Raw genomic sequence first — 20,059 nt, forward strand, 5'->3', positions numbered from 1 at the left:
GACACCTCATTCAGCGTTATTTAACTCATGCTAAAATTCTTCCTGCGTGGGACGGATAATTATTTCATTTACATCAACGTCGCCAGGCTGTTCGATAGCAAATAATACGGCTCTGGCAATCGAATCTGCCGGAATAGCCTGCTTATAAAATTCATGCAGGAACTGTTTGCTCGGGGCATCAGAGCTGCCAAACTGCAGCTCGCTTTCAACGGCGCCGGGTGAAATAAGGGTAGTCCGAACGGTTTTCCCCGCTTCCTGACGTAAGCCTTCACTCAGGGCGCGGACGGCGAATTTCGTGGCGCTGTACACCACGCCGCCGGGGGAAAGGACCTTGATACCCGCCACGGAGGCCACGTTAATAAAGTGTCCGCTCCCCTGACGCTGGAATACCGGGAATGCCGCGGCGATACCGTACAGCACGCCTTTGATATTGGTATCGATCATCCGGTCCCACTCGTCGTTTTTCAGCTCGCTAAGCGGGGCGATGGCCATAAAGCCCGCGTTGTTGATCAGAACATCCACACGCTGGTATGCGGCAACGGCAGCGTCAATCGCGCGCTGAACCTCGTCCTGTTGGGTCACGTCCGCCTTCACGGCAATCGCCCGGCCGCCCTGCTGAATAATGCGATCCACCAGGGCGTTAATTCTCTCCAGACGACGGGCAACCAGCACCAGAGAAAACGGTTTATTTGCCAGATGAAGGGCAATGGCCTCACCAATACCGCTGCTGGCACCGGTGATAACAACAACTTTCTTTGCACTATTATTCATGATCTTATCTCACTGTTGTGTGATTCAAAAAAATAAAAATAAGGAGCGGTTTAAGAATTATGAAAAATTCTTAAACGCTCGTTTTTGATATATTCTGTATCTGGAATGAAATAATGCTCGCTTAAAACTTAATGGAGTGCGGAAGAAAATGTCAATGACGTTTTTTAATAATTAAATTAATTGCAAGCTTAATATTTAATTCTTATATGTAACAATCATATGAACAGAATAAAATTTGGTGACCCCCGCGGCCCTGCGAACAAGGCCGGAGGATTAAATCTTGCCGCTGTACAGCACGGGGCCGGTGGGTTGACCGGTGGGTGACCCACCTTCGGGCTCGAGGCTTATGGCTATCATCGCGTCAGGGGTAAGGGTGTTGTTCCTGAGGGCAATATGAGTCGGTATATCACTTTGCAGCAGCCCAAGGGATATTGGGGCCTTTCCGGCAGGAATAAGCCAAAGCTGCAGGCTGTTTTGCGCCGCAATAGCGTTCGGTCTGAGAGGGGTGATGCTCAGATACTGGCGGCGGCTGTCCGCACTGACGATCCATTGCCCGTGCTGTTGGGCATCGTTGAGCACCATCAGCGGTGCGAGTTCCGGCGTGCGGGTGGAATACCAGGTCACGACGGTAACGGCAGCGAGGCCGGCCGCGACCATCCAGCCGAGATAGGGCCGGCTTTGGCGCAAAGGCTTCTTGGGCTGCAGATCGAGGGCGATCCTCTTCCACACCCTCTCGGGTGGGTGAACGGGCGTAAGGCGACTGTCGAGCGTGCTGAACATTTCCTGCCAGTACGCGACGCGGGCGGCCAGGGCGGGCTCAGCGGCAAGCCTTTTCTGGAACTGAAGCCGCGCCCCTCCGCGCAGAGTACCGAGGGCATACTCCGCAGCCAGCATGTCATCGCGTTTTTCGCTGTCATTCATAGGCCCACGCACTCCCGAAGATGATCCATCGCGCGGCGGATCCAGCTTTTTACCGAGCCCACGGGCTGCTGGAGCCAGTCGGCAATGTCGCTGTGGGACATGCCCTGATAGTAGGCAAGCGTAATGCTCTGGCGCTGTTCCTGACTCAGATGATCCAGACAATGCCTGAGTCGAGCTGCCTGCGCGTCGTCGTGCCAGTTGTTTTGCTCATCGTTTTCGCTCAGCAGAATATCTTCGGAATACGACTCTTCGCGGGCGGCAGCCCGGGTTTGCCCGCTGCGCAGCCAGTCAATGCAGCGGTTGCGAACAATATGCGTAAGCCAGGTCATCGGAGAGCTCAGGGCGGCGTTATAGGTTTCGGCTTTACTCCAGACGGTGACAAAACAGTCGTGAAGGATCTCTTCTGCCCAGGCGCGATGGCGTAGCATGCGCAGCGCGACGGCAAACAGGTGAGGCGATGTGAGTCGGTAAAGCTGTTCAAATGCGCGGCGATCGCCGTTAGCGATCGCCTGCATTAATTTCAACTGCTGTTCAGCCAGCGCGTTATCCATGTTTTTCCCGGAAGGCAACGTCACACTTCCGAAGTATAGACAACTACTTAGGCATCAGGACGGTATCAATCACATCGATCACGCCATTTTTCTGATGGACGTCGTAGGTGCTGATGTTCGCCACGTTGCCTTTACCATCCTTGAGCTGAATATTGTGCGGGCCGTTACTCATGATCCACAGAGGTTGACCGTTAACGGTTTTCAGCTCCGCGTGGCCGCCTCCCTGTTTAATTTTCTGCTCCAGCGCTTTCATATCGTAATTACCGGCGACCACGTGATAGGTCAGGATACTGGTGAGCAGCGCTTTATTTTCCGGCTTCACCAGATTGTCGACCGTACCCGCAGGCAATTTTGCAAACGCCGCATCGGTGGGCGCAAAGACGGTGAAGGGCCCTTTGCTTTGCAGCGTATCCACCAGCCCGGCCGCTTTAACCGCCGCCACCAGCGTGGTGTGATCTTTAGAGTTCACTGCATTTTCAACAATGTTTTTGCTCGGAAACATTTCCGCTCCGCCCACCATCACGGAGCCTGACGTCATGGCCGCTGATGCGCCTGCACAGAAGAGTAAAGCGCTGGATACGAATGCAACACTGAGTAGCTTTTTCATCATTTATCCTCGGATTAAGGAGCAAAGGCGTTGCTCACATACTCACATACGAGGGCAGGGGGGAAACTGGATGCAGGCAAATGAAAATAAATTTTTGGAGGGGGAGTGAATTCCCTCTCCCCGGTGGGGAGAGGGGAAATGGCTTAGCGTTTTACCGGAGCCCCGTTCGCCACATAATACGCCGCCGTGCTCTTCGCCAGCGGCTCGCGCCCGCGGATCGCGTCGGCAATTTTTTCGCCAATCATAATAGTGGTCGCGTTCAGGTTGCCGGTGATGATCTGCGGCATGATCGACGCATCCACCACGCGCAGCCCTTCCAGCCCGTGAACGCGGCCTTCGCCATCTACCACCGCCATCTCGTCATAGCCCATCTTGCAGGTGCCGCACGGGTGGAAGGCGGTTTCCGCGTGGTTACGCACGAACTCGTCCAGCTGCTCGTCGGTCTGGCATTCGACGCCCGGGCTGATTTCGCGACCGCGATATTTGTCCAGCGCGGGCTGGTGCATGATCTCGCGGGTGATGCGGATAGCGTCGCGGAACTCCTGCCAGTCCTGCTCGTGGGACATATAGTTGAACAGGATCGCCGGATGCTGGTGCGGATCGCGGGACTTAATCCGCACGTGCCCACGGCTCGGGGAGCGCATGGAGCCAACGTGGCACTGGAAGCCGTGCTCTTTAACCGCGTTCGAGCCGTTGTAGTTAATCGCTACCGGCAGGAAGTGGTACTGAATGTTCGGCCACTCGAACTCTTCGCGGCTGCGGATAAAACCGCCCGCTTCGAAGTGGTTGCTCGCGCCCACGCCGGTGCCGCCAAACAGCCACTCGGCGCCAATCTTCGGCTGGTTCCACCACTGCAGGGCAGGGTAGAGGGAGACCGGCTCTTTGCACTCGTACTGGAGGTACATCTCCAGGTGATCCTGCAGGTTTTCGCCCACGCCGGGCAGGTCGTGCACCAGCGGAATATCGAACTGCTTCAGCAGGTCAGCGTTGCCCACGCCGGAACGCTGGAGGATCTGCGGGGAGGCAATCGCGCCTGCGCACAGCAGCACCTCTTTATTCGCCGTCGCTCTGGACGGGATGGTGCTTTCGCCCTCCAGCCACTCGACGCCCACCGCGCGCTTGCCGTCAAAAATAATATGATCGGTCATGGCGTGGGTGCGGATAGTCAGGTTCGGACGCGGTTTCGCCTGATCCAGATAGCCGCGCGCGGTGCTGGCGCGTCGGCCCTGCGGCGTGACCGTGCGGTCCATCGGGCCGAAGCCCTCCTGCTGATAGCCGTTGAGATCGTCGGTGCGCGGGTAGCCCGCCTGCACGCCCGCCTCCACCATCGCCTCAAACAGCGGGTTCACGCCCGGTTTCGAGGTGGTAACGCTCACCGGACCGTCGCCGCCGTGATAGTCGTTCGGCCCCACGTCGCGCGTCTCCGCCTTGCGGTAGTAGGGCAGGCAGTTGAGGTAGCTCCAGTGCTCAAGGCCAGATTCTTTCGCCCAGTTGTCCAGATCCATCGCGTTACCGCGGATGTAGCACATGCCGTTGATCAGCGACGAGCCGCCCAGCCCTTTGCCGCGTCCGCACTCCATGCGGCGGTTGTTCATGTACGGCTCTGGCTCGGTTTCATACGCCCAGTTGTAGCGCTTGCCCTGCAGCGGGAACGCCAGCGCGGCGGGCATCTGGGTGCGGAAGTCAAAGCGGTAGTCCGCCCCGCCCGCCTCAAGCAGCAGGACGGTGGTGTTCGGATCTTCAGTCAGTCGCGTTGCCAGTACGTTGCCGGCAGAGCCGGCCCCGATAATGATGTAGTCAAATTGCAAATAAACCTCCCGGTTAAAATATGGACTGGAATTTACCCATCTCAACCTGGATGGACTTCACCTGGGTGTAGCTCTGCAGCGTCATGACGCCGTTCTCGCGGCCAATGCCGGAGTGTTTGTAGCCGCCGACCGGCATCTCTGCGGCGGATTCACCCCAGGTGTTGATCCAGCAGATGCCCGCTTCGAGCTGATGAATGGCGCCGTGCGCGCGGTTCAGGTCGGCAGTGACGATGCCCGCCGCCAGACCGTAGTCGGTATCGTTGGCGCGGCGAATGGCTTCTTCTTCGCTTTCATAGGTGAGGATGGACATCACCGGGCCGAAGATCTCTTCGCGCACGATGGTCATCTCGTCGGTGCAGTCGGTGAACACGGTCGGGGCCACCCACGCGCCGTTATCGAAGCCGTCGCCCTTCAGCGCGTCGCCGCCGCACAGCACGCGCGCGCCTTCCTCTTTGCCTTTAGCGATGTAGCGCAGCACGCTGTCGCGATGCGGGAAGCTGACCATCGGACCAAAGTTGGTGTTTTCATCGAACAGATCGCCCGCGCGGATGCGGCCCACGCGCTCAACGATTTTCTGCTCAAACGCGGCCTTGAATTTCGTGGGTACGAACACGCGGGTGCCGTTGGTGCACACCTGGCCGGAGCTGAAGAAGTTCGCCATCATGGCGATGTCTGCCGCGAGATCCAGATCGGCGTCGTCGAAAATAATCAGCGGGGATTTGCCGCCCAGCTCCATCGTTACCTCTTTCAGGGACGAGGCCGCCGAGTTGGCCATCACCTTCTTGCCGCTGGCGACGCCGCCGGTGAAGGAGACTTTCGCGATGCCCGGATGCTCGGTGAGGTACTGGCCGGTCTCCGCGCCCACGCCCGGCAGGACGTTAAACACGCCGTCCGGCAGGCCCGCTTCGGTGTAGATCTCCGCAAGCTTCAGGACGGTGAGCGGCGTCACTTCGCTCGGCTTGAAGATCATTGCGTTGCCCGCCGCCAGCGCCGGGGCCGATTTCCACAGGGCAATCTGGATCGGGTAGTTCCACGCGCCGATGCCCGCCACCACGCCCAGCGGCTCGCGGCGGGTGTAGACGAACGAGGTCTCGCGCAGCGGGATCTGGCTGCCTTCCAGCGCCGGGATCAGCCCCGCGTAGTACTCCAGCACGTCCGCGCCGGTGACGATATCGACGGTGGAGGTTTCGGAATACGCTTTACCGGTGTCGAGGGTTTCCAGCTTCGCCAGCTCATCGTTGCGCTCGCGCAGGATATCAACGGCGCGACGCAGAACGCGCGAGCGCTCCATGGCGGTCATCGCCGCCCAGATTTTTTGCCCGCGCGTTGCGCTTTCCACGGCGCGATCGACATCTTCGCGCCCGGCGGCCTGTACGCTCGCCAGGACTTCACCGTTGGCCGGGTTGATGGTCTCGAAGGTGCGACCGCTGGTGGCGGAGGTATAACCACCATTGATATAAAGCTGCTGTTCTGCCATTCGGGACATAAATTCTCCTCGGTTATTCGGTCGGTAAATGCTGGCTGATGAAGTGGCTGGTGAGCGACTGCGCCAGGGTCTTATCCAGCGGCTTGCCGCTCAGCGCGGCGCGTAGCCACAGCCCGTCGATCAGCGCCGCCAGGCCGTAGCCCGCCTCTTCGGCCTGTTCGCGCGGCAGCTCACGGCGGAACTCGTACACCAGGTTTGACAATAAACGACGGCTGCTCACCTGCTGCAGGCGGTAGAGCATCGGCTGGTGCATGCTGCTCGCCCAGAAGGCCAGCCAGGCCTTCATTGCCGCTCCGCTGGTCTGGGTTTCATCAAAATTGCCGCCGACAATAGCCTGCAGGCGCTGCTCCGCGCTGCCGTCCGGCAGGGCGCGTAAGCGGCTTACTACCGCGTCGCGCAGCTGGCCGGTGATGTCGCGCATGGTTGCTTCCAGCAGACCGTTTTTGTCTTTGAAATAGTGACTGATGATCCCCGTGGAAACGCCCGCCCGACGGGCGATCTGCGCGATCGTCGCATCATGCATTCCCACTTCATTTATTGCTTCCAGCGTGGCGTCGATAAGCTGCCTGCGCCGGATCGGCTGCATCCCCACTTTGGGCATTGTTGCCACTCCATTCATCAGCGTTGGTTATACATTAAAGCGGTTTTTGATTGGACGTTCAATATAAAATGTGTCTTAATTGTTGCGGATTTGGATTTTAATAGTTACAAAAACAGTGGGGATACTGGATGACAGACCTTTCACAAGACAGAGAAAAAGACAAAATCAACCCGGTCGTTTTTTATACCTCCGCCGGGCTGATTTTGTTGTTTTCCCTGACGACCATCTTCTTTCGTGATTTTTCTGCCGAGTGGATTGGGCGCACCCTGAACTGGGTGTCGAAGACCTTCGGCTGGTACTACCTGCTGGCCGCGACGCTCTATATTGTCTTCGTGGTCTGCATTGCCTGCTCGCGCTTCGGTTCGGTGAAGCTCGGGCCTGAGCAGTCCAAGCCCGAGTTCAGCCTGCTGAGCTGGGCCGCGATGCTGTTTGCCGCAGGCATCGGCATCGACCTGATGTTCTTCTCCGTGGCGGAACCGGTCACGCAGTATATGCAGCCGCCGGAAGGGGCTGGGCAGACGATGGAGGCCGCGCGCCAGGCGATGGTCTGGACGCTGTTCCACTACGGCCTGACGGGCTGGTCGATGTACGCCCTGATGGGCATGGCGCTCGGATACTTTAGCTATCGTTATAATTTGCCCCTCACCATCCGCTCCGCCCTGTATCCGATCTTCGGTAAAAAAATTAACGGCCCGATTGGCCACAGCGTCGATATCGCGGCGGTGATCGGCACCATCTTTGGTATCGCGACGACGCTCGGGATTGGCGTGGTGCAGCTCAACTACGGGCTGAGCGTGCTGTTTGATATCCCGGATTCGATGGCGGCCAAAGCGGCGCTGATTGCGCTCTCCGTCATTATCGCCACCATTTCGGTGACGTCGGGCGTCGATAAAGGCATCCGCGTGCTCTCCGAGCTGAACGTGGCGCTGGCGCTGGGCCTGATCCTGTTCGTGCTGTTTATGGGCGATACCTCTTTCCTGCTCAATGCCTTAGTGCTCAACGTGGGCGACTACGTGAACCGCTTTATGGGCATGACGCTGAACAGCTTCGCCTTCGATCGCCCGGTGGAGTGGATGAACAACTGGACGCTGTTCTTCTGGGCGTGGTGGGTGGCGTGGTCGCCGTTTGTCGGCCTGTTCCTGGCGCGTATTTCGCGTGGCCGCACCATCCGCCAGTTCGTGATGGGCACGCTGATTATTCCGTTCACCTTTACCCTGCTGTGGCTGTCGATTTTCGGCAACAGCGCGCTGCATGAGATCATCCACGGCAACGCGACTTTCGCGCAGGAAGCGATGGCGCACCCGGAGCGCGGCTTCTACAGCCTGCTGGCGCAGTACCCGGCGTTTACCTTTAGCGCCTCCGTGGCGACCATCACCGGCCTGCTGTTCTACGTCACCTCGGCGGATTCCGGTGCGCTGGTGCTGGGCAACTTCACTTCGAAGCTGAAGGACATCAACAGCGATGCGCCGAACTGGCTGCGCATCTTCTGGTCCGTCGCCATCGGCCTGCTGACGCTCGGTATGCTGATGACCAACGGCATCTCGGCGCTGCAGAACACCACGGTGATCATGGGGCTGCCGTTCAGCTTCGTCATCTTCTTCGTGATGGCCGGGCTGTATAAATCCCTCAAGGTGGAAGACTACCGCCGCGTCAGCGCCAGCCGCGACACCGCGCCGCGTCCGATGGGCGCGCAGGACAGGCTGAGCTGGAAGAAACGGCTCTCGCGCCTGATGAACTACCCGGGAACGCGCTACACCAAACAGATGATGGAGACGGTCTGCTTCCCGGCAATGGAAGAGGTTGCGCAGGAGCTGAAGCTGCGTGGCGCCTACGTGGAGCTGAAAAACCTGCCGCCGGAGGAGGGCGAGACCCTGGGGCACCTGGATCTGCTGGTACACATGGGCGACGAGCAGAACTTTGTCTACCAGATCTGGCCGCAGCAGTACTCGGTGCCTGGCTTTACCTACCGGGCGCGCAGCGGGAAGTCGACCTACTACCGGCTGGAGACTTTCCTGCTGGAAGGAAGCCAGGGGAATGATTTGATGGATTACAGCAAAGAGCAGGTGATTACGGACATTCTGGACCAGTATGAACGGCACCTGAACTTTATCCACCTGCACAGGGAAGCGCCGGGGAATAGCGTGATGTTCCCTGATACGTAAGTTACTTTTTACAAACGCGCAATATAAGGCAAGTGTCTATCGGCACTTGCCTTTTTTATCACTTGTGTTTGCTGGCAGAACTCATCAGGGGAAGGGAAGAAGGAATAATGTTAATTTTCATCAAAAAAATTGATCTGAGTATGTTTTTCCATAATCTGCATGATTCTTAATGGTTTTTTTATTTTCCACACGAGCAGGTGTTAGGTCTTTGTAAGGAAACTTCAGGTTTTGTAATAGGTGTTTTACTAAAACTCAAAGTTTTGTCATGAATAATCTTAAATTAACACTATTAAGAAAAGGTTTAATTCCCTTTCTTTACTCTACTAACTTATTGATTTCAATTGCTCACTGTCTCTTGTTTGGGGTTTTGTACTATTTTGTTAAATAAAATGGATGAATATTCTAGTGTAATGGTTTTGTTAAAAAAACAGTGCTGGCCCTATACATTTTTTTATCAAAAAGATTTTTATACTTAATAATGTAACTTTGGTGGTTGAATGTTGTTGCTGGTGTCGAGAGCGTATTTTTTTATCTTGATAAATTTGTCTCATTGTCCCCTTTTCTTCATTCAAATACCATCTTCTACAAATCAGGCGAACGCTGATTTACCCAGTGCGAGGAGTAGATGTCATAGAAATGAGAACGATAAGCCCCTAAGGAGTGGTTGTGCCTTTTGTCTCTGACGAACTTCTGTATGGATACACCATTTTCCAGCATCTGGAATACAGGCCAACAACGCGCACGCTAATTAATATCAAAAATGGCCGAATCAAAAGATTTGGTACGACGAAAGCCAGATTGTTTGAGTATTTATTGTCAGGAATGGATGAAGGAATTGTCTACGATAATGACATCATCGTACATGTTTTTGAAGACCATGGGTTGCGGTGCTCCAGATCTTATCTGCTGTCCATGATTAAAAAAATTCAAAATGCGTTTAATACCGTCGGCTTTGAGCGGTATCCCTTTGCAAGGGTTGATGGAAAAGCTTATGTAATCGATCGGTCTTCTTTAGAACGCATATATGTTGTCAAAACTTCATCTTAATCATGTTATGTGAATTAAAAAAAAAGGAATGAACGTTGACGACGCTACTGGTGTTCACTCGGAATTTTGCGATGAGGCAGGCCATTCAGGGCTTATCCTCAGCGGACAAAGCGGTATTCTTTTTTGATAACCGTCTTGAGTTTATTGTCTGTGCAACGATCCTGGATAAGCCTTGCATAATGATTGATGCAATTGATGAAACAACAGATAACATAAGGTGGTTATATTCTCGGCTTGCGGCCAGAGGTTTATCGCGACGAATTTATTTTATTTCGCCGGAAGAAAATACAAGCAATAGCTATTTAAAACTCTTCTGGCTGGTTACGTCGATCAAAGAGTTGAAGGCGCTTTGCGATCGCGCAGCGAAACTCCCCACAACGGAAAAAACCTGGGAAGTAGCCGATGTTATTTACGACAGGTTATCGGTAAAGTTATCGCCAGAACATCTGGACTTTCTGATGATGCTATACGATGCGTCGACCGGAGAATATCGTTGTAATGACCGCGATGACATAAATAAAAACTACTATTTAAGAAAGCGACTTGCATTAGGAAGCAGCTCAGAGATGAAACAGCTTATCGTTATTTTATCCACTCAGGCTTATCACCATCCTTGTTTAAAATCAGCCTGATTGGGCAGTAAATAATACATTAACTGGTTTAGCGGACTTATTCCGCTGTTCCTGCATTGACATGACGTCAATGCAGATAATGTTCAATCCTAAGGATAAAGCTATGCAAACTAAAGTTACCCGTGTAATTCGTAATGTACTGACGGCTGCTGCCGTGAGCGGAATCACCTTTGCCGCTCAGGCGGCCGATGGAAAAATTAATTTCACCGGCACAATCCTTGATTCAGCATGTACGATTGATACCAGTACGGCGAATCAGACAGTTAACCTTGGGAAAATCCCTAAAAGCTCGTTTAGCGCGGCTGGAGCTGTTGCTGCTGCAACCCGCTTCAGCATTATGTTGAACAATTGCCCCGCGGCCGTTACCTCTGCATCCATTAAGTTTGATGGTACTGCGGACAGCTCTGACACCAGTATTCTTGCGCTGAACAGCGATCAAACGGCGAAAGGTGTAGGCGTTGCGTTTTATGAAGAGGACGGCATTACCGCGATCCCTCTGGCAACCCAGTCGAAGAGCGTCACCCTTGACACCAGCGCAGGCGAAGATGCCACAAACAGCAATAAGATGACCTTCGTGGCGAAATATAAGGCAACGCAGGCTGCCGTGGTGGCGGGTACGGCAAACGCGGCGTCAGATTTTACCATTACCTATCAGTAATATCCCGGGCGTACCTAAGGTACGCCCCGTTGTCTCTTGCTGAAATATTAGGAACGTATGATCAGTCAACTTATTCGAACGATTGCGTTATCAGGCGTTTGCCTGCTCTCTCTGCCGGTTCAGGCCAGCATAACCGTCGGGGGGACGCGCTTAATTTATAATGGAAACGAAAGCGAAGCCTCACTTCCAGTGAGTAACAGTCGGAATGCCGTTCCCTATTTAATTCAGTCATGGGTTGAGTTAGGTGAAAATGCGAAGGAGAAGGTTCCTTTTATCGTTACGCCGCCCTTGTTCCGCCTCGACGGAGGCCATGAAAATACGCTGCGGATCATTTATACCGGTGAAAAAACACTGCCTGATAATCGTGAATCTGTTTTTTGGCTAAACGTTAAGTCTATTCCCTCAATGACCCGGTCAGATGAAAATCGGCTGCTTATTGCCGTTAAGACGCGTATGAAGATTTTCTATCGCCCTGCGGCGCTGGCGTCTGAAAAATCCGGTGAAGCATGGACGAAATTAAAGTTTGAGACGCGCGGTGAACATCTGGTGATTAATAACCCAACGCCGTTCTACGTTTCTCTTTATTCATTAACGATTGGCAATAAAACGATTGCGCAGCCGCCGATGATTTCACCCTTTAGTTCCGCAACGGTGGCCGGCAGTGGAACGCAGGTGGCCTGGAAAGCCATAAATGATTTTGGTGGCGTAACGACAGAAAAGCGCCAGATGCTGAAATAAAAAATATTAACAATACGCTATGTCACTCGCGCAGGTAAGCAAAGTGAATACTGTTCCTTTATCTCGATATGGTTTTTTCTCTGGCTCGTGGCCTAACCGCGTAAGTCGACTCTCGACGATAGCGCTTTTTATTTCGGGCATTTTTCCCGCAGCTGCGGGCGAACTCTATTTTATGGCCGATGCGCTTGAAAAAACACATTCGACTTCTCAGGGCATCGATCTGGGTCGCTTCGAGCGGGGAGAGCAGTTACCCGGCACCTACAGGGTGGAAATATGGCTTAATGAAAATTATATCCGAACGGAAAATATCTCTTTTGTTTCTGTTAACGGCGTCGGGTTGGCGCCAGAGCTTAACCGGGGCGTGCTTGAATCACTCGGTGTCAGGGTCAAGGCATTTCCTGAATTATCTATGCTGCCTGCCGAGGCGATAATTACCGATCCCGGCGCATTTATACCGAATGCCTCCACCCGGCTGGATTTTGACAGGCAGAGACTGGATATCTCTATCCCTCAATCGGCGCTTAACGCGCGGGCACGCGGCACCGTTGACCCGTCACGCTGGAACCAGGGCATTTCTGCACTGCTGGTAAATTACAGCATCAACGGCTCGCGCAGCTGGAGCAGGGACGGCGAGACGCAGGATCAGCTTTACACCAATCTGCAAAGCGGTATTAATGCGGGGCCGTGGCGCCTGCGTAACTACAGCACCGTGACGAAGAACAACGGAAAACTGTTGTTTTCGTCGTTGAATACTACCCTGAGCCGCGATGTCCAGTTTTTGAGAGGGCAGTTTCAGGTGGGTGAAAGCAGCACCCCCGGCGACGTGTTTGATAGCGTGATGTTTCGCGGCGCCCAAATTTTTTCCGATGACACCATGTTGCCGGAAAGCATGCGCGGCTTCGCCCCCATCATTCGGGGGATCGCCCGCACCAACGCCACGGTTACCGTGAAGCAAAACGGCTACACGGTTTATCAAACCTACGTGGCGCCTGGCAGCTTTATCATTCGCGATCTTTATCCTACGTCAGCGAGCGGCGATCTGGACATTGTCGTCACCGAAGCCGACGGTAGCGTCCAGCATTTCGTGCAGCCTTTCTCCGCGGTTCCCGTCATGCTGCGGGAAGGCCGCGTGAAGTATGCGCTGAGCACAGGGGAGTTTCGAACGACGAAGCATGGGGCACATACGCCCACATTTAGCCTGGGCTCGTTGGCTTATGGTCTCTCCAATAATCTCACGCTGTACGGTGGCGTCCTGGGGGCAAGTAACTATGCGTCCGGCGTGCTTGGTTCCGGCCTCAGCTTTGGCGATATAGGCTCACTATCGGCGGACGTTACCCTTGCCGATAGTCAGCTCGTTGAGGAAAAAAAACGCCGCAGTCGGGGGCAGTCCTATCGGGTGCAGTATTCAAAAACGGTGGCCACGACTGATACCACCGTGACGCTCGCAAGCTATCGCTACTCCACGGAAGGGTTTTATACCTTTCAGGAAGTGAATGAATTCAGCAGCCAGCGCTACAACAAGCGAAGCCGATTGCAGCTCAACCTCAGCCAGTCGCTGCAAAGCTGGGGGAATTTTTACATTTCGGCATACCAGCAGGACTACTGGAGCAAACAGGGCTATGAGCGCAACGTCAGCACCGGTTTTAACACCAGTATCCGTGATATCAATTACTCGCTCGGCTACACCTACAGCGAAACGCCGGGCAAAGACCATAAGGACCAGATTGTAGCCTTTAACCTCCAGGTGCCGCTGAGCAAATGGCTGCCGCAAAGCTGGGCCAGTTATAGCGTGAATGTGCAAAAGAACGGTCCTGAGACGCACCTTGTGGGTCTGAGCGGCACCGCACTCGCCGATAATAACCTAAGCTACCTTGTCCAGCAGGGCTATACCTCGTCTGGCGGAGAATCAAGAAGCTCCTTAAGCGGAACCTATAAAGGCGGCTACGGCACCGTAAATGCAGGCTACAACTACAGCCGACAGAACAGTCAGCTGAACTTCGGCCTGCTGGGGGGGATCGTCGGCCACGAGCATGGCGTGACGTTCTCTCAGCCGCTGGGGGATACCATTGTGCTGCTGGAAGCGCAGGGCGCGTCAGGCGTGAGCGTGCGCAATAACCCTAGCGTTAAAACTGACTGGCGCGGATATGCGGTAGTGCCCTATGCCAGCGCCTATCAGGAAAACCGGATTGCGATAGACATCGGTTCGCTGGGGCCGGACGTGGATGTGGACGAATCCGTAGTCAATGTCGTACCTACGCGCGGTGCCGTGGTGCGCGCGACGTTCAAAGCGAGAACGGGGTTCCGGGCCCTGATAACGCTGCTGTATCAGAACTCGCCGGTGCCCTTTGGGGCCATGGTAAAGCTCAACGGAAGCGATGCGATGAGCATTGTCGGGAGTGATGGAGAGGTCTATATGAGCGGCCTGAACGACGGTGACAGCATAACAGTACAGTGGGGAGCGAAAACCTGTCGCGCCAAAATAAACTTGAACGCCTTACCGGGTAAAATTCAGCGTACCGCTGCGACGTGTCGTTAAATTTCTCATTGCGTTAATACGTATTATTACTTTTACGAGAGAAGGCCTACGCCTCGCCTGAAATGAAGGAACATATGATGTCCACCGTATTTAAAATCGCGACGGCAGCCGTGGGGTGCGCTGTCTCTCTGAATGCCTTTGCGTTGTGTTCTGCAAACGACGTAGCGGTCAACTTCGATCACAATATTGTCGTTCAGCGGGATGCGCCGGTTGGAACGGTATTAGCAACGATAATCACCAGTAACCCCATAAAATGTGACGCTGAGGGTCAGCAAATTGGATACGATGGCTCGTGGTTTATTCAGCTCTCCGGGGTGAATACGGATTACGGCGCCTCGCCGCTGGCAAACGTGCGGGCGACAGAGATCCCGGGTATTGGCATCCGGTGGAAAAACTTTTCCAGCACCACGCAAAGCAGCGAATTTGTCACCAGAATGGACCTCAATAACCCGAGCTGGAGGCGAGGGATCCTCCAAAATGGTGTATCAACGTTCACGGATACGTTTGAGCTGATCAAAACCAGCACTACCCCTGAGACGGGCTCTATACCCGCTCTGACGCTAAATATGGAATACAGTACACCGAGAAGTAATAACATTATGCGCCTGCCGCTTTTTAAATATATATTTTCGCCGATGAATATAAGCACCGCTTCCTGTCAGATTGAAGATAAAAATTTGAATATTAATATGGGGATTGCGCTATTACCGAAGTTTAACGGCGTCGGCAGCACCCAGAATCAGGTGATATTTTCCATACCGCTTATCTGTAGTGCACAGACCGCAGTGAATGTGACGTTGGATAACGTCAGCCCGCTTGCCGATCCTGTTAACGGAGTATTGGGGTTAAACAGCAGTTCGACGGCTACAGGTTTGGGCATACAGCTAAAATATAACGATTCGCCCGTACAGTTCGGCAAGCTTATTAAATACGGTACGACGACCTCGGCAGGGGAAATCGTCAATATTCCCTTTAAGGCCGCGTATTATATGACCTCTGCGAATGCTCGATCAGGCTCGGTGAGCGCCACGGCATCGTTTACTATGACCTATCGTTAACGTTTTATTTGAAATACCCTCGCATCCGGTCTGTTCTGCGCGTTTTCCACCTAATGCCTGAAAGATAACAGCCGAATCAAGCAGATTGGTATTATGGGGATCATTTTTTCCGGCATGTTTGGTGTCGCGTTGAGCCTCTGCATTCACGTCGGCAGGAGAGCCTTACAGCAGGGTGATCGCCTGTTCGCCATGCTGTCGCCAGTGAACGGTGAAGGCGGTGGCTTTGGCATAGCCCGCGCGTTGAAGGGTTAATGCCAGGGTAAGCGCTTTATCGTCGAGGTGTGTGACGCGAGTGCTTTCAAAACCCATCCAGGACTGTACCCTCGGAAAGAGGGCTTTGAACAGGCTCTCTTTGGCGCTAAACGCCAGCGTCAGGGCGAGGGGGAACGGATAACCTGAGCGGGAAAGGATGATCTCTTCCTGGACATCAATGACGCCGTCTTTTATTTCCTGAGCTTCATTCTCGGAGAGGATCGTTTCGCAATCGATGCCGATAATCACCGGATGGTGGCATGTCACAACCGCCATCGCCTGCGTGCCGCTGTGGGTGATGCTCCCCGAAACCCCTTTCGGCCAGAGCGGTTCGCCGCTGGGGCCGATGCCGGGGATCGCGCGTTCATTTATCACGCCGAGCGCATGCGCGGCGGCAATGCGGCCAGCCAGATGCTCGGCTTTGCGTTTGCGCCCGGCGTTTGCAAGCTCTGCGTGGTGGGGGAGCCAGAGAAGGTCGGCGTCGGTGAAGGTGGTGGGGTCGAAGGTGACGTGGTGGACGGTGTGGCCGGCAAGAGAAAATGTGCTGTGGGTAGTGTGCATGGTTTTCCTTCAGAATTGTGCGGCCTGATGCCCTCACCCCGGCCCTCTCCCATAGGGAGAGGGAGGAGTTACTGCCTGAATCAGAATCGCGTATTCACGCTCATGTACCAGGTTCGGCCCGGTTCATTATACGTGTACGCTCCCGCACCGTACATATACGCACCGGTGGTGGCATTTCCGGTCGTCTGGGCATTACCCGCGCGCCACTGACGCTTGTCGAAGACGTTATCCACGCCGCCGGTCAGGCTGACGTTTTTGGTCATGTCCCAGGTCGCACTCAGGCCAACGATGCTGTACGGGCTGACTTCGTCTTTCTCAGACCCGGTCACCGGCTGACCTTTATAGTTGTACTTCTTCGGCTGCTGCTTGCCGTACCAGGTAAAGGTCGACTGGAGCGACACGTCCTGATGCACCTGCCAGCTCAGGGTCGAGTTCAGCGTGTACTCAGGAATGATCGACAGACGGTCGCCGGTCTCCTTGTTCTTGCTCTGCAGCATATAGGTGATGTTGTTGGTCCAGTTGATCGTGTCGCTAACCGGCACGTTCAGGGAGCCTTCCAGCCCTTCGACAACCGCTTTCGGAACGTTTTCCCACTGGTAAATATCCGTCTGCACTTTGCCGGAAGAGGTATGGCCAATCGGCGCGTAGCCCGCTTCAATCTTGTCGCGATAGTCGTTGCGGAACCATGTCACGCCCGCCAGCCAGCCGTCGCGCTTCCACTCCAGACCAATCTCTTTGTTGATGCTGGTTTCGGCTTTCAGGTCATCGTTGCCCATCATGTAGCAGCCCACGCCGTCCGAGCTGGCGTAGCAGCCCTGGCCTTTGCTGTAGAGCAGGTAGTTCGGGTTGGTCTGGTACAGGCTCGGCGCCTTATAGGCGCGGGCGATCCCCATCTTCAGCGTGAAGTCATCCCCCAGGCCTTGCGACAGGTTCAGGGACGGGCTCCAGTTATTGCCGACGATGGTGTGGTGATCGAAGCGCAGGGCAGGGGTCAGCATGGTGCTATCGGTCAGCTCCATGTTGTTTTCGGCGAACAGGGAGAAAATCTCCGCCGAGGTGTACGGGCTGCGGTCGTTTGTCATGCCCGGAATGGTGCCGCCCTGTAGGGTTTGCGTGAACGAAGTCGAGTCCTTCATGCGCTGCTGGTTCCACTCGGTGCCCAGCGTCAGGTTCTGGTTGACGAGGAAATCAATCGGCAGGTTGATCTCGCTGTGCAGCATCACGTCGGCCAGGTCGGTGTCGGTGAATTTATTGCTGTTGAATAACCCTTCCGTACCACCCGCCAGCCCTTCGCCCAGGCGGGAGTTGCGGGTGTGTTCGTACTGCGCCCAGTTGCTGGTGGTGATGCCGTTATCCCAGCCGCCGTTCCAGGTCACCGCGAAGTTCTGGCGGTAGATACGGTTAGTCTCTTTACCGTAGTTCTTCTTCACCAGCGCGCTGTCGTTGTTGGTGTTCTGCGTGTCGCCCGCGTAGAGGTTGTTCTGGCGGCTGTAGCCCGCTTCGAACTCCAGGGACTGCATAGGCGCGAAGTCCCAGCGCACCACGCCGTTGATGTCTTTGTTTTCCACGCCCTCGCGGCCAGCCGGCAGGGTGTTGGCGTAGGCACCGGTACGATCGGACTGATGACCCTGGTTGATATCCCACGCGTCGGCCTGGGTTTTATCCAGGTTACCGAACATGCGGAAGCTGAAATCGCCGCCCAGCGGGCCGCTCAGGCTGAAGTTGGTGCGTTTGGTGGAACCTTCGTCCTTATGTTCTGGCGCGTTCAGGTAGGTGTTCCAGGAGCCGTGCCACTGGTCGTCGAATTTTTTGGTAATGATGTTTACCACCCCGCCTGCCGCGCCGTTGCCGTAGCGCGCGGCTGCCGGACCGCGGATCACTTCGATGCGCTCGATCATCTCCGGCGGCACCCAGCCGGTATCGCCGCGGGTGTCGCGCTCGCCGCGCCAGCCCAGACGGATAGAGTTACGGCTGGTCACCGGCTTGCCGTCGATCAGGATCAGCGTGTTTTCCGGACCCATGCCGCGAATGTCAATCTGACGGTTATTTCCGCGCTGGCCGCTGGTGGAGTTCCCGGTGAGGTTAACGCCCGGCATGGTGCGGATGATTTCCGCCACGTCGCGCGCGGGCGGATTTTTGCGGATCTCGTCGGCGGTGATGGTCGATACGCCCGGCGCCTGTAAATTCTGCTCGGCGGCGGTGATTACCATTGTGTCTTCGTGCTGCGCAGAGGCGGTGTTGTCGTCTGCCATGGCGGGCAACGCGACACCATAAATCCCTAAATTGACCAGCAAGGCCAGAGAGTGAATCTTCTTATTCATTGTACGTCCCGCTTTTATGGTTATTTAATGAACGCGCTTCCCACAGCGCGGGCATTACGCTATTGCAAATGCAAATAGTTATCAATAATATTATCAATAAAATTTGCGCTGAAACAAAAAAGACTGTGAAACATGGGGTTATAAGGGTGACGACGTTAACAACCGGAAGTGAAGCGTGGTGGCAGTCGAAAAATGGGCCTGAATGGAAGCTGGAAAAGGGAAAATATCGCGTCACGTTCTGGTGGCGTGACCCGGCAGGAACGCAAAGAACGTCATCGATCAAACGCGTCTGGCTCTACGTCACCGGCGTGACCGATCACCACCAAAATGCCCGCCCGCAGTCTCTCGAACGCATTCCGGATACCGACGTCTGGCAGTGGCAGGGTGAGTTCAGCCCCGAGTGGCGCGGAAGCTACTGTTTTATCCCATCCGTGAACGAAAACGATTTTACCGATACCGTCTTTGAAGGCGATCAGCCGGACCGCATGGCGCTGCGCGAAGGCTGGCGCAAGCTGCTGCCGCACGCGGTTTCCGACCCGCTGAATCCGCAAAGCTGGCGCGGCGGGCGCGGACATGCCGTCTCCGCGCTGGAGATGCCGGAAGCGCCGGTTCAGCCGGGCTGGAATCATCCCGATACGCCGTATCAGCCGCCGATTTGCATTGAGTGGGAAAGCGCGCGCCTGGAAAATCGCCGTCGCGTCTGGATTTTCACCACCGGGGGGGACGACCGGGAGCGTCCGCTGGCGGTGCTGCTCGACGGGCAGTTCTGGGCCGAAAGTTTGCCCGTCTGGCCTGCACTGGCGTCGCTCACCGCCCAGCGCAAATTACCGCCTGCGGTCTACGTCTTAATCGATGTTATCGACATGGAGCATCGCAACCGCGAGCTGCCGTGCAATCCCGATTTCTGGCTGGCGGTACAGGAAGAACTTCTCCCTCTTGTAAAAAATATCGCCCCCTTCAGCGACCGCGCCGACCGTACCGTGGTGGCGGGCCAGAGCTTTGGCGGACTCACTTCACTTTATGCTGGCCTCAACTGGCCGCAGCGTTTTGGCTGCGTGCTGAGCCAGTCCGGCTCGTACTGGTGGCCTCACCGCGGTGGGCAGCAGGAAGGGCGCCTCATCGAACAGCTCAGAGCAGGTGAACTAACCGCGAGCGGGCTGCGTATCGTCCTCGAGGCCGGACGCAACGAGCCGCTGATTTTCACTGCCAATCAGGCGATTTACGCCGAACTACACGCGCAGCAGGTTACCTGGCGTCAGGTTGACGGCGGACACGACGCGCTTTGCTGGCGCGGTGGGCTGACGCAGGGGCTGATGACCCTCTGGCAGCCGCTCATTCAATAACGGAGT

Annotated in this window: 17 protein-coding genes and 1 pseudogene; 9 read left to right on the plus strand and 9 right to left on the minus strand. The window is 55.2% G+C overall.

The genetic code is table 11. From position 1 onward, the window contains the following. Positions 1–30: 30 nt before the first annotated feature. From ACOTZB_RS06530 to betI, 7 genes are all read right to left on the minus strand, one after another. Positions 31–771 carry an SDR family oxidoreductase gene (locus ACOTZB_RS06530; RefSeq protein WP_421626737.1) on the minus strand — a complete coding sequence of 247 codons (741 nt, stop codon included), beginning with the start codon at positions 769–771 and terminating at the stop codon, positions 31–33. A gap of 273 nt (positions 772–1,044) precedes the next feature. After that, positions 1,045–1,692 carry an anti-sigma factor gene (locus ACOTZB_RS06535; protein WP_421626738.1) on the minus strand — a complete coding sequence of 216 codons (648 nt, stop codon included), beginning with the start codon at positions 1,690–1,692 and terminating at the stop codon, positions 1,045–1,047. Further along, entirely contained in the window at positions 1,689–2,243 is a 555-nt protein-coding gene (locus ACOTZB_RS06540; RefSeq protein ID WP_193804872.1) for an RNA polymerase sigma factor, read from the minus strand. Before ACOTZB_RS06540 ends, ACOTZB_RS06535 begins: the two co-directional genes overlap by 4 nt. 43 nt (positions 2,244–2,286) lie before the next feature. Continuing rightward, a complete protein-coding gene (locus ACOTZB_RS06545; protein WP_023334833.1) occupies positions 2,287–2,850 on the minus strand; it encodes a fasciclin domain-containing protein in 564 nt (187 codons plus the stop codon). A gap of 143 nt (positions 2,851–2,993) precedes the next feature. Beyond that, positions 2,994–4,658 carry a choline dehydrogenase gene (gene betA / locus ACOTZB_RS06550; RefSeq protein ID WP_421626739.1) on the minus strand — a complete coding sequence of 555 codons (1,665 nt, stop codon included), beginning with the start codon at positions 4,656–4,658 and terminating at the stop codon, positions 2,994–2,996. Positions 4,659–4,671: 13 nt separating this feature from the next. Then, entirely contained in the window at positions 4,672–6,144 is a 1,473-nt protein-coding gene (gene betB, locus ACOTZB_RS06555; RefSeq protein WP_421626740.1) for a betaine-aldehyde dehydrogenase, read from the minus strand. A gap of 13 nt (positions 6,145–6,157) precedes the next feature. Beyond that, positions 6,158–6,745, minus strand: coding sequence for a transcriptional regulator BetI (gene betI / locus ACOTZB_RS06560; protein WP_337281619.1), 588 nt, complete (start codon positions 6,743–6,745; stop codon positions 6,158–6,160). A gap of 128 nt (positions 6,746–6,873) precedes the next feature. On the opposite strand from betI, the gene betT reads away from it, so the two are divergent. From betT to ACOTZB_RS06600, 8 genes and pseudogenes are all read left to right on the plus strand, one after another. Continuing rightward, positions 6,874–8,907 (plus strand): choline BCCT transporter BetT, encoded by a 2,034-nt coding sequence (gene betT / locus ACOTZB_RS06565; RefSeq protein WP_128301647.1) that lies wholly within the window; start codon positions 6,874–6,876, stop codon positions 8,905–8,907. A gap of 666 nt (positions 8,908–9,573) precedes the next feature. Further along, entirely contained in the window at positions 9,574–9,954 is a 381-nt protein-coding gene (locus ACOTZB_RS06570) for a hypothetical protein (protein ID WP_421626741.1), read from the plus strand. A gap of 35 nt (positions 9,955–9,989) precedes the next feature. Then, positions 9,990–10,586 (plus strand): hypothetical protein, encoded by a 597-nt coding sequence (locus ACOTZB_RS06575; RefSeq protein WP_337281475.1) that lies wholly within the window; start codon positions 9,990–9,992, stop codon positions 10,584–10,586. A gap of 103 nt (positions 10,587–10,689) precedes the next feature. Beyond that, on the plus strand, positions 10,690–11,244 hold the full coding sequence (locus tag ACOTZB_RS06580; protein ID WP_047650529.1) for a fimbrial protein: 555 nt from the start codon (positions 10,690–10,692) through the stop codon (positions 11,242–11,244). Between the two features lie 57 nt (positions 11,245–11,301). After that, complete coding sequence (locus ACOTZB_RS06585; RefSeq protein WP_421626742.1) at positions 11,302–11,982, plus strand: molecular chaperone; 681 nt, start codon at positions 11,302–11,304, stop codon at positions 11,980–11,982. 172 nt (positions 11,983–12,154) lie between these two features. Beyond that, positions 12,155–14,518, plus strand: coding sequence for a fimbria/pilus outer membrane usher protein (locus ACOTZB_RS06590; protein ID WP_421626743.1), 2,364 nt, complete (start codon positions 12,155–12,157; stop codon positions 14,516–14,518). Between the two features lie 74 nt (positions 14,519–14,592). Further along, complete coding sequence (locus ACOTZB_RS06595; protein WP_421626744.1) at positions 14,593–15,576, plus strand: fimbrial protein; 984 nt, start codon at positions 14,593–14,595, stop codon at positions 15,574–15,576. Positions 15,577–15,600: 24 nt separating this feature from the next. Then, positions 15,601–15,726, plus strand: a pseudogene (locus ACOTZB_RS06600) (metal ABC transporter permease); the annotation flags it as partial. A 12-nt stretch (positions 15,727–15,738) separates the two neighbouring features. On the opposite strand, the gene entD reads toward ACOTZB_RS06600, so the two are convergent. Both entD and ACOTZB_RS06610 read right to left on the minus strand, forming a co-directional pair. Beyond that, the gene (gene entD / locus ACOTZB_RS06605) at positions 15,739–16,389 is read right to left on the minus strand and encodes an enterobactin synthase subunit EntD (protein WP_337281471.1); all 651 of its coding nucleotides are present in this window, start codon (positions 16,387–16,389) and stop codon (positions 15,739–15,741) included. A gap of 80 nt (positions 16,390–16,469) precedes the next feature. Beyond that, a complete protein-coding gene (locus ACOTZB_RS06610) occupies positions 16,470–18,710 on the minus strand; it encodes a TonB-dependent siderophore receptor (RefSeq protein WP_421626745.1) in 2,241 nt (746 codons plus the stop codon). A 146-nt stretch (positions 18,711–18,856) separates the two neighbouring features. On the opposite strand from ACOTZB_RS06610, the gene fes reads away from it, so the two are divergent. Further along, positions 18,857–20,053: an enterochelin esterase gene (gene fes, locus ACOTZB_RS06615; RefSeq protein WP_421626746.1), complete on the plus strand. Its 1,197-nt coding sequence runs from the start codon at positions 18,857–18,859 to the stop codon at positions 20,051–20,053. Positions 20,054–20,059: the final 6 nt, after the last annotated feature.

Source organism: Enterobacter cloacae complex sp. SHL020, assembly GCF_049236945.1.
GTDB lineage: Bacteria > Pseudomonadota > Gammaproteobacteria > Enterobacterales > Enterobacteriaceae > Enterobacter > Enterobacter dykesii.